At 41.7% G+C, this 9821-nt stretch carries 6 protein-coding genes; all 6 read left to right on the forward strand.

All coding sequences use genetic code 11. The features are described 5' to 3' along the window. Positions 1 to 508: type II toxin-antitoxin system VapC family toxin (locus ACM0OX_RS33975; protein ID WP_414519431.1), on the forward strand; the 508-nt coding region annotated here is incomplete at its 5' end. Between the two features lie 106 nt (positions 509 to 614). Beyond that, positions 615 to 2054: an NHLP bacteriocin system secretion protein gene (locus ACM0OX_RS33980; RefSeq protein WP_414519433.1), complete on the forward strand. Its 1440-nt coding sequence runs from the start codon at positions 615 to 617 to the stop codon at positions 2052 to 2054. A gap of 131 nt (positions 2055 to 2185) precedes the next feature. Beyond that, entirely contained in the window at positions 2186 to 4417 is a 2232-nt protein-coding gene (locus ACM0OX_RS33985; RefSeq protein ID WP_414519434.1) for an NHLP family bacteriocin export ABC transporter peptidase/permease/ATPase subunit, read from the forward strand. 110 nt (positions 4418 to 4527) lie between these two features. Further along, positions 4528 to 5703: a DNA cytosine methyltransferase gene (locus tag ACM0OX_RS33990; protein WP_414519436.1), complete on the forward strand. Its 1176-nt coding sequence runs from the start codon at positions 4528 to 4530 to the stop codon at positions 5701 to 5703. 46 nt (positions 5704 to 5749) lie between these two features. Beyond that, the gene (locus tag ACM0OX_RS33995) at positions 5750 to 6697 is read left to right on the forward strand and encodes a PmeII family type II restriction endonuclease (protein WP_414519438.1); all 948 of its coding nucleotides are present in this window, start codon (positions 5750 to 5752) and stop codon (positions 6695 to 6697) included. 57 nt (positions 6698 to 6754) lie between these two features. Further along, a complete protein-coding gene (locus ACM0OX_RS34000; protein WP_414519440.1) occupies positions 6755 to 9649 on the forward strand; it encodes an NHLP bacteriocin export ABC transporter permease/ATPase subunit in 2895 nt (964 codons plus the stop codon). Positions 9650 to 9821 lie beyond the last annotated feature (172 nt).

Raw genomic sequence — 9821 nt, forward strand, 5'->3', positions numbered from 1 at the left:
GGGGGATCTAAACGCTGTGAGGCAACTCTCAAAGACTTGTGTATACACCGTAGCATTAAGCCACTGGAGGCAGAGCCTCCCAGAATCGGTTCCCAGCCTCCAGGCTGGGAACCAGTCAGGACAGGGGCTGTGTCTTAACTTAGTGCCATTCGATACAGGCCCATTAGTAGCTTTAGTCAATCGGAGAGAGCAGTTTCATAAATGGGTGACAAATCAATTTGGACAGATTGAACCACCTTTGTTAACTTGTGAAGCGGTAGTTACAGAGGCTTGTTTTCTCTTACAGAATGTTTACGGAGGAGAAGCAGCAGTAATTTCTTTTGTACAAAAGAGAATTATCCATCTCCCGTTTCGGCTCTCCGAAGAAGCTGCTGCTGTTGACGAGTTGATGCAGCGTTATCAGTCAGTTCCAATGTCGTTAGCGGATGCGTGTTCATTACGAGCATTGGTGCAGGCTTTCGTTGAGAAGCAAGGTATTGGTGATGTTTGTGCTTTGTTGAAGCAGTAGAAGCGATCGCCTCCCCTATTTCTCCCCTAGTTCTCCCCGATCGCACCTTAATCTTAAAGGTCTAGAAGACTTGAGGCTCTGAGTGCCATCAGCAAGAAGGAGAACAATGCAACTCAAACACAGCCACATCTTCCGCCAAGAAGCCCTAGAGCGCTTATCTTCACCAGAACAACTCGATCAAGCAATACAAGTTGTCAAACCTCAAGCTTGGTTGACTCTATCTACTTTGAGTTTTGTGGTTGCTGTAGCTGGCGTTTGGAGTGTGTTTGGCAGAATTCCCCTGACTGTCACAGGTCAAGGTATATTGATTAAACCGCACCATGTTGTGGAATTTCAAGCACCCAGTTCTGGCCCATTACTAACTCTCAAGGTCAAGACGGGGGATATTATTAAACAAGGTGATGTACTAGGTATTATCGACCAATCAGCGCTAAAGCAGCAATTACAGCAAGAGCAAGTAAAGTTGCAACAATTGCAAACCCAAAATCAAGAAACTGACAGGCTACAAAAACTGTTGATTGACCAACAAATTATGACGCTTAGGCAGCAAAAACTCGATTTGGACAGTAACCTGCGCCGAGAGCAAGATGCGCCAAAGTTACGCGATCAAACATTGAGAGCGATCGCCCAAAAACGTCAAAGCATTAATTCCCGCAAACAACAAATTAATTACTTACTCAAAACTCTTAAAGGACGAGTTGATAATCGTCGTCACCTTTTTGAGCAGCATGTCATCAGCCAAGATATGTTGGTGCAAGCTGAACAGGAATATTTTAACACTCAAAGCGAACTGTCAGATATTGACGTGCAATTAAAGGATCTCGAAATCCAAGAAACCACTACGCAACGAGAATATCTGGAAAATCTTAATAGAATTGACGAAATTAAAACTAAAATTAAAGACCTTAATACTCAAAATACTAAATTACGCGAACAAGACTTGAAGCAATCAATTGATAAAACAAATCAAATTCGGGAAGTAAAGCGGCGAATTGCCCAATTAGAACTGCAACTATCTCAAGAAAGTAGAATTATTAGCAAATATAATGGTCACATTCTCGAACTGAGTGCTGTCCCCGGACAAATGATGAATCCGGGTAGTCGCTTGGGTTCAATTGAAGCTGAACAGCCAAATTCAAAACTTATGAGTCTTGTTTACTTTGCTAATAAAGATGGTAAGCAAATCAAGCCTGGGATGCCTGTACAGGTGACTCCCAGTTTTGCTAAACGCGAGCGCGAAGGTGGCATTATCGGAACGATCGCAGATATTTCTTCATTTCCGGTAACTACACAAGATATTACAGCGATCGTTGGTAACAAAGAAATGGCCGCCAGCCTTGCAGGTAAAGGTGAAAGTCAGGTGCAAGCTTTTATCCAACTCCAAGAAAACCCTATATCAGTCAGTGGTTATAAATGGTCATCCTCTGATGGCCCAGCCTTAAAAATATCCTCTGGCACAACTACCTCTGTTCAAGTAAAAGTTGGAGAAAAAGCACCGATTTCTTATATTATTCCTATGCTGCGCTCTTGGACGGGAATTTATTAAAATAATTCGTAATTCGTAATTCGTAATTCGTAATTAAATTGGGCATAGGGCATGGTTACAACTTGAAGGTTCACCACCCTTAGAGGCTCAACTTCCACCCTCAGAGGCTCAACGTTCAAGTTCTAATACCAATGCCCAATTCTCAATCACCAATTGCAAAATTAAAACCAAATCGTGTTCGCACTTCTACACTTTTGCAAATGGAAGCGGTCGAATGTGGTGCGGCTGCTTTAGGAATAATTCTGAGCTATTACGGCCGGATTGTGCCACTGGCTAAACTGCGTGAAGAATGTGGTGTTTCGCGGGATGGGAGTAAAGCTTTTAATATCCTCAAAGCTGCCAAAAACTATGGACTCAATGCTAAAGGGTTAAAACTGTCTCTGGAAAATGTCAAAACTACCCATCTTCCCTACATTGCCTTTTGGAATTTTAACCATTTTCTCGTGGTAGAAGGATATAGCAAAAAACGCGTCTACCTCAACGATCCTGCCAATGGTCGGAGAACAGTGAGTTGGGAAGAGTTCGATCGCGCATACACGGGTGTTGTGCTGACAATGGAACCAGGAGCGGACTTTCAAAAGGGAGGCAAAAAAAATCACATTGTCTCAGCCTTAAGTAGCCGCTTACAAAACTCACGAGTTACTATCTTATTTTGCTTGCTTGCGGGGTTATTGCTAACACTGCCTCGGTTAGCTGTACCAGCCTTTTCTCAGGTTTTTATTGATGAGATTTTAATCCAAGACCGACAAGATTGGTTGCGACCTTTGCTCTTAGGAATGCTGTTAACTACTTTATTGCGGGCATTCCTTGCCAGACTGCGGCTTACCTACCTGCGGCGATTAATGGTTAAGTTGTCAGTCAGCACATCAGGAAAGTTTCTTTGGCATATCCTGCGATTACCCATTGGGTTTTATGACCAACGGTTTGCTGGGGAAATTAGTAGCCGAGTACAACTGAATGACCGGGTGGCAGAAGTACTCTCAGGGTCTTTGGCAACTACAGTAATTGACGCGGTAATGGTGATATTTTACCTGTTGATTATGATTCAGTACGATCAATTGCTGAGTGCGATCGCAGTTGGTTTTGCTTTAATCAACATTCTCGCTCTATTATTTTTATCGCAAACTCGTGTAGATACAAATATGCGCCTAGCTCAGGAATATGGCAAGGTGGGTGGAGTAACGATTAGCGGCATCCAAACTATAGAAACCATCAAAGCTTCAGGGCTGGAGTCAGATTTATTTGCTCGGTTTGCGGGTTATTATGCTAAAGCCATGAACGCCCAACAACAATTAGGTTTACAAACTCAAATTCTCACCACATTACCTACAATTTTGACAGCCCTAACCACAGCTTCTATTTTGCTGGTTGGTGGTTTACAAGTAATGAAGGGCAATCTCAGCATTGGGATGCTGGTTGCCTACCAAAGTCTAACACTGAGTTTCTTAGAGCCAGTTAATAGCCTCGTTAATTTCGGCAGTACACTCCAAGATTTAGAAGCTGATTTAAACCGCCTTGATGATGTATTGCAAAACCCCGTTGATTTGGAAGTGGAGGGGAGGCAGGGGGCGGGGGGCAGGGAGCAGGGGGCAGGGGGAGAAATTACTTTCTCGTCTCTTTGGCAATTGCACGGTCATGTTGAGTTACGAAATGTCACTTTTGGCTATAGTCGTGTAGAATCTCCCTTGATTGAGAATTTGAGCTTGACTGTCAAGCCAGGACAAAGAATAGCGCTTGTGGGGGGAAGTGGTTCTGGTAAATCCACAGTTGCTAAATTAATTTGCGGGCTTTATCAACCTTGGGATGGGGAAATCTGCTTTGATGGTGTAGAGCGATCGCAAATTAAGCGTTCTGTTCTGGCTAACTGGTTGGCAATGGTTGAACAGGATATCTTTTTATTTGCCGGCACTATCCGAGAAAACATCACTCTTTGGGATTCAACTGTACCAGAAGTTGATTTGGTGCAGGCTTGCCAAGATGCAGCGATTCATGATGCGATCGCATCTATGCCTGGAAAATATGACTTTGAGTTAATTGAAGGCGGTATGAATATTAGTGGTGGACAACGCCAGCGTTTAGAAATTGCCCGCGCTTTGGTGAAAAATCCCACAGTCTTAGTACTGGATGAAGCAACCAGCGCTCTGGATGCAGAAACGGAGTTGATTATTAACCGTAACTTGCAACAGCGTGGTTGTTCGTGTATTGTAGTAGCCCACCGCCTTAGCACAATCCGCGATTGTGATGAAATTATTGTGCTAGAGCAAGGTAAAATCGTGCAGCGTGGCACTCATAAGGAATTATGGCAGCAAGGTGGAACTTATGTTCGTTTACTTCACGCGGCAGAGGCAAGGTCGTATTTGTAAAAAACTTAGACGACAATGTAAAAATACCCACCCAGACAATTTTGTGGGAATTATAAAAATCTATTAGGTTTAAATGTGAGTAAAATTGATTTTAAAAATCTGAGGAAAAAGTGATTAATAACCAATTAATATCCATTGCTCTGTTTGCAGGAGCTTTCGGTCTTGATTTGGGTATAGAAGAAGCAGGTTTTTATACTGTCAGTGTAGTTGAAATAGATGCTGATGCAACAAAAACTATTATTCTGAACCGCCCCCACCTTAGAGAAAGTGCTGTACCAAGAGATATTAGGCAGATTTCAGCACAAACATTGCTAGAAGAGGGAGGACGTGTTTTAAAACTTGGTAGACCTCTTTTACCTGGTGAAGTAGACCTAGTAACAGGAGGTCCGCCCTGTCAGCCATTCAGCACTGCGGGTAAGCGTGGTTCTGTTATAGATCCACAAGGAAGTTTATTTATGGATTTCATTCGCATTGTGAAAGAAATTCAACCTCGTTTTTTTTTAATGGAGAACGTCAAAGGATTACTTTCATCTCCGATTCGGCATAGACCTCATAATCAAAGAGGTGTTGGATACCCTCCTTTAGAACCAGATGAAATTGAGGGTGCAGCCCTTAAGATTGTATTAGCCCAAATGAAAGCAATTGGTTATGAAGTTGCTCCTCCTATGCTAGTGCAAGCTGCTGATTATGGTGTACCGCAAACGAGAGCAAGAGTAATATTTATTGGTTCAAAAAATGGTGAAATTTTAACTTTTCCTAAACCAACTCATGATAAAAATGGCTTAACAGGACTTCGGAGATGGCGAACTCTTAGAGATGCTCTATCTAATTTATCCGACCTACATCCAGAATACATCCCTTATTCAAAACAACGTCTAAAATATCTTACTTTATTGAAAGAAGGTCAAAACTGGAGACATTTACCAGATGAATTAAAGCCGGAAGCAATGGGAGGTGCTTACAAATCTGGAGGTGGCAAAGTTGGATTTTATAGAAGATTGTCTTGGGATAAACCCTCTCCTACGGTGACAACAAGTCCACATCAGAAAGCTACGGATATGTGTCATCCTGTTGAATTACGACCTCTAAGTGTACGAGAATATGCAAGAATTCAAACTTTTCCTGATACTTGGGTATTTTATGGTTCTCTAGCGTCTAGATATAGACAAATAGGTAATTCTGTTCCGGTTAAACTGTCTCACGCAATAGGACAATATTTATCTAAAATAATCAAAAATGAGAAACCAGAGTCAACAAATTTTTTTGAACAGCTTTCACTTTTTTAAGTTAGCTTTTTAAATATTTAGTTTTATTAAATCTAGGATAAAAAAAGTGTCAGAACAGTTTCATGAAATGTTAGCATACGCTCTAAAAAATGAGGTAGGTTTTACACTCAACAAAGCACGTTCTCTTGCTTCATATTTTGCAGATGTAAAAGATTTCCTAGAATTTGAAGAAGAAAATCTCAAAAACCTCAAGAGTATATCTGGTAAAAACGTTTTAAAGTTGAGAGACGAAGAAATTACTAATTTGTCTAGATATAGAGAATCAGGCTCTTTATCAGCAGAACTTACAGTTGCCGAAAATTATTTAGCCATTATTAGTAGGGTATTCACCCAAAAACAACTAAATATGGTTAGAAACCTATCTTTAAAAAACTTAAATCCTAACCCATTTTTAATTAGAGCGCTTAATTTAGATACTCCAGATGCAGTTGTCAGATTAAATGTTTATATGGCGGCTACTCGCTCAATCGTTACATCTATGGGATTTTTTATAGAAGACCTATTACTTACTAGTTCTGATTCCGTTGAAAAAGCTCCTAATAAATCAGGATGGGATTTGGTTAAAACTACGAGTGATGGTGAAAAATTTTGGCTGCAAATAAAAAGTGGACTAAACAATATGGACAAAGACCAAGTAGTTTACTGGGCTGAAAAAATTCAAGAAAAGCTTAAAGAAGGAGATAAAGCGTATATAGGATTTACTTATGGTAAAAGAACAAGCAAAACAGTAACAATTGGCCTATTAAAACAAATACTGCCTGATTGGGAAATGCAAACTTTGATTGGTAAAGAACTGTGGAATTGTTTGAGCGAAGACTCTGATTACAGTTCTAAATTATTTGAGGTTTTACGTAAATCAGCGCATCAAATACTGCATAAAAATTCCCTTTCCGAAGAGATAGATAGTTGTGCAAATAGAGTAACTGATGAATTTATACAAGACTTTGGAGATGGTCATCAAGGAGTATCAAATTACATCAATAGCATTTTTTAAATTGTAAAGCCTATAGCAAAAGACTTCTAGCCCATCAAATATTCCATTAGTTGATCAATGAATAGTCGGCAGGTGAATCCTTCTTCTGAAATCTACTCCTTTCAAGCAAACGAACCAGTACTGTTGAATCAACCAGAAATATTCTGGATAGTGCAGTCTGGAACATTGGCGGTGTTTGCAACTAGAGTTAAAAACAGTTTACCAAAGGAGCATCGCCGCTATCTGTTTCATGTCAATGCTGGTGAAGTCTTGTTACCGGAAGTAATCGCACAAAGCCAATGGAATTTTGTCGCGATCGCAATTGAACCCACCCAATTATGCCAGATGTCAATGGTTGATTTGGTTAAGGGAATCACGGCGGCTGACTCTCAAGTCATAGAACTTTTAGAAGGTTGGGTAAATCATTTAGGACAATCTCTTAAGGCCCAGCAAACAGTTTTGACTACACCATTAAACCTTGTGCAGACATTAGGGCGAGATTTTTCATTATCGCCTGGTGAAACGCTACAGGGAAGACAACAAACACTCCTATGGGTGAAGTTGCAGCAAGGCAATATTCACTGGATGGGAGTTGAAGAATTAACGCTGAATTCTACCTCCCCAGCGTTTCCACTCACCAATGCGATGTGGCTGGAGGCAGAAAATGCGGTTATTGGAGAGATGTTGCCAACGGCAGATTTAGAAAATTATGAGGAAATCTTGGCAGGTTTAGCCAGTTTGCATACTTATTTCTTTCACTACTTCAGTTTGCTAGCAAATAAAGAAGCAGAAGCAGAATTTCGGCGATTTCAGGAACGTGAGCAATTTAATCAGCAAGTAATAGAGGGGGCACTCTCTGATTTAGCAACAGTATTGCAGCCACAACAGGAGGCGGTTTTTTCTCAGGAAGGGCCGCCCTTATTGGTAGCATTTGGTGCAGTTGGGCGATCGCTGGGAATAGAGATTCGTCCGCCAGCAGAGGATTTGAATTCTATTAAAGACCCTGTAGCTGCGATCGCACAAGCATCACAAATTCGTATCCGCCGGATAACTTTAGCAGATGGCTGGTGGCGTCAAGACCAAGGAGCGATGTTAGCTTATACTCAGTTGGAAAAGCGCCCAGTGGCGTTGTTACCTACAGATAATCGGGATTATGTAATCTTCGACCCCGTAGCGCGGACTCGAACACCCGTAAATGAATCAATAGCAAAAACACTGTCACCATTAGCCTACGTTCTGTATCGACCATTACCCCAAGTTGCACTCAAGGCCATCGATTTACTGCGGTTTGGGGTTAAGGGTTATGAAAAAGACATTGCTAGTATTTTAGTAGTGGGGCTACTGGGCACAATCTTGGGCATGGTTGCACCACAAGCAACAGCAATTTTAATCAATCATGCCATTCCCGATAGCGATCGCGCTTTACTGTGGCAGATCGGATTAGTCATGTTTGCAGTCGCCTTTGGACAGTTAGCTTTTCAAGTTGCCCAAAGCATTATTACCCTACGAGTGGAAAGCGCTACTGATAGCATATTACAGCCAGCCATTTGGGATCGGTTACTCAGATTAAGTCCTAGCTTTTTTCGCCAGTACACTTCTGGAGATTTGGTCAACCGCGTTATGGCGGTGAGGGAAATTCATCAAAAACTTAGCGGTGCTACCCAAAGAACGTTGTTGAGTGGAATCTTTGCCTTATTCAACTTGGTGCTGATGTTTATTTACAGTTGGCAACTAGCGCTTGTGGGCGTGGGTTTAGCAATATTTGCTGCTGTGGTTACGACTGTTGCAAGTTTCCTCTTGGTAAAGAAATCGAAAAAAGAGCAAGAACTCAATGGTGCAATTCAGGGACTCACCGTACAACTAATCAACGGTGTCGCCAAGCTGCGAGTCACAATGGCAGAAGAACGCGCATTTGCAGCTTGGGCAAAAAAGTACAGCCAGCAGATCCGACTGAAGGCGAGTTGGCAAGAGATTAAAGATGGTATTTCTATATTTAACGAAGCACTCCCTTTAGTAAGTTCTATACTGCTGTTTGGGTTTGCCATGCTGTTGATGCAGACACGCCCGACACTGGGTACATTTGTTGCTTTTAACTATGCTTTGACGATTTTTATCAAAGGAGTAATTGACCTAAGCAATACTGTATCGGAAATTTGGAGTATTGTACCAATATGGGAACGAGCAAAACCGATTTGGCGATCGCAGCCTGAATATGACTCAACCAAGGTTAACCCCGGTCAATTAAGCGGCCGCATTGCCCTAAATCATGTCAGCTTTCGCTACTCGGAGAATGGCAGCTTAATCCTCAATGATGTCAGCCTCCATGCCGAACCAGGGGAATTTATTGCGATCGTTGGGTCTTCTGGAAGTGGTAAATCAACGATATTGCGGTTGTTATTGGGTTTTGAAACTCCATTGACAGGTAGCATCTATTATGATGGCAAAGATTTAGCAGAGATGGAACTCCAGGCTGTGCGAAGACAGTTAGGAGTGGTGCTGCAAAATGGAAAAATCGGCACAGGATCGGTTTTTGATAACATCACTGCTGGGGCTTTAGTTTCCCTAGAAGAAGCTTGGTCAGCAGCACAGATGGCAGGTTTTGCTGATGATATCAAGCAAATGCCAATGGGGATGCATACGATCGTTGCTGAGGGTGGTAGTAATCTTTCCGGTGGACAACGGCAAAGATTATTGATTGCGCGATCGCTTGTTTCCAAGCCTAAAATTATCTTGATGGATGAGGCAACCAGTGCTTTAGATAACCGCACCCAGGCAATTGTAACTGAAAGTTTAGCTAAGTTAAACGCTACCAGAGTGGTGATTGCCCATCGCCTCAGCACAATTCGTAATGCCGATCGCATCTATGTTATTGACGCGGGTCATGTCGTACAGGTAGGTACTTTTTCGGAATTGATTGCCCAATCAGGGTTATTTACCAAACTGGTAGCCCAACAGTTAGAAGGGGAGCTTTAGTTTTGCTTCAGCATGGAATTAGCAACTTGGTATAAAGATTGGCTGTTAAATCCATCATTAAGATTGAAATAAAAATTGCTTTCTCTCAAGGGTGACTAATATCAAGTCCGGTTAATTAATCAGGGTAAGCTCATCTAATTTGGTATAGGGTGAGCTTGACAAATTAAGTAAG

Origin of the sequence: Nostoc sp. PCC 9305 (genome assembly GCF_963920915.1) — a bacterium.
Taxonomy (GTDB): domain Bacteria; phylum Cyanobacteriota; class Cyanobacteriia; order Cyanobacteriales; family Nostocaceae; genus Nostoc.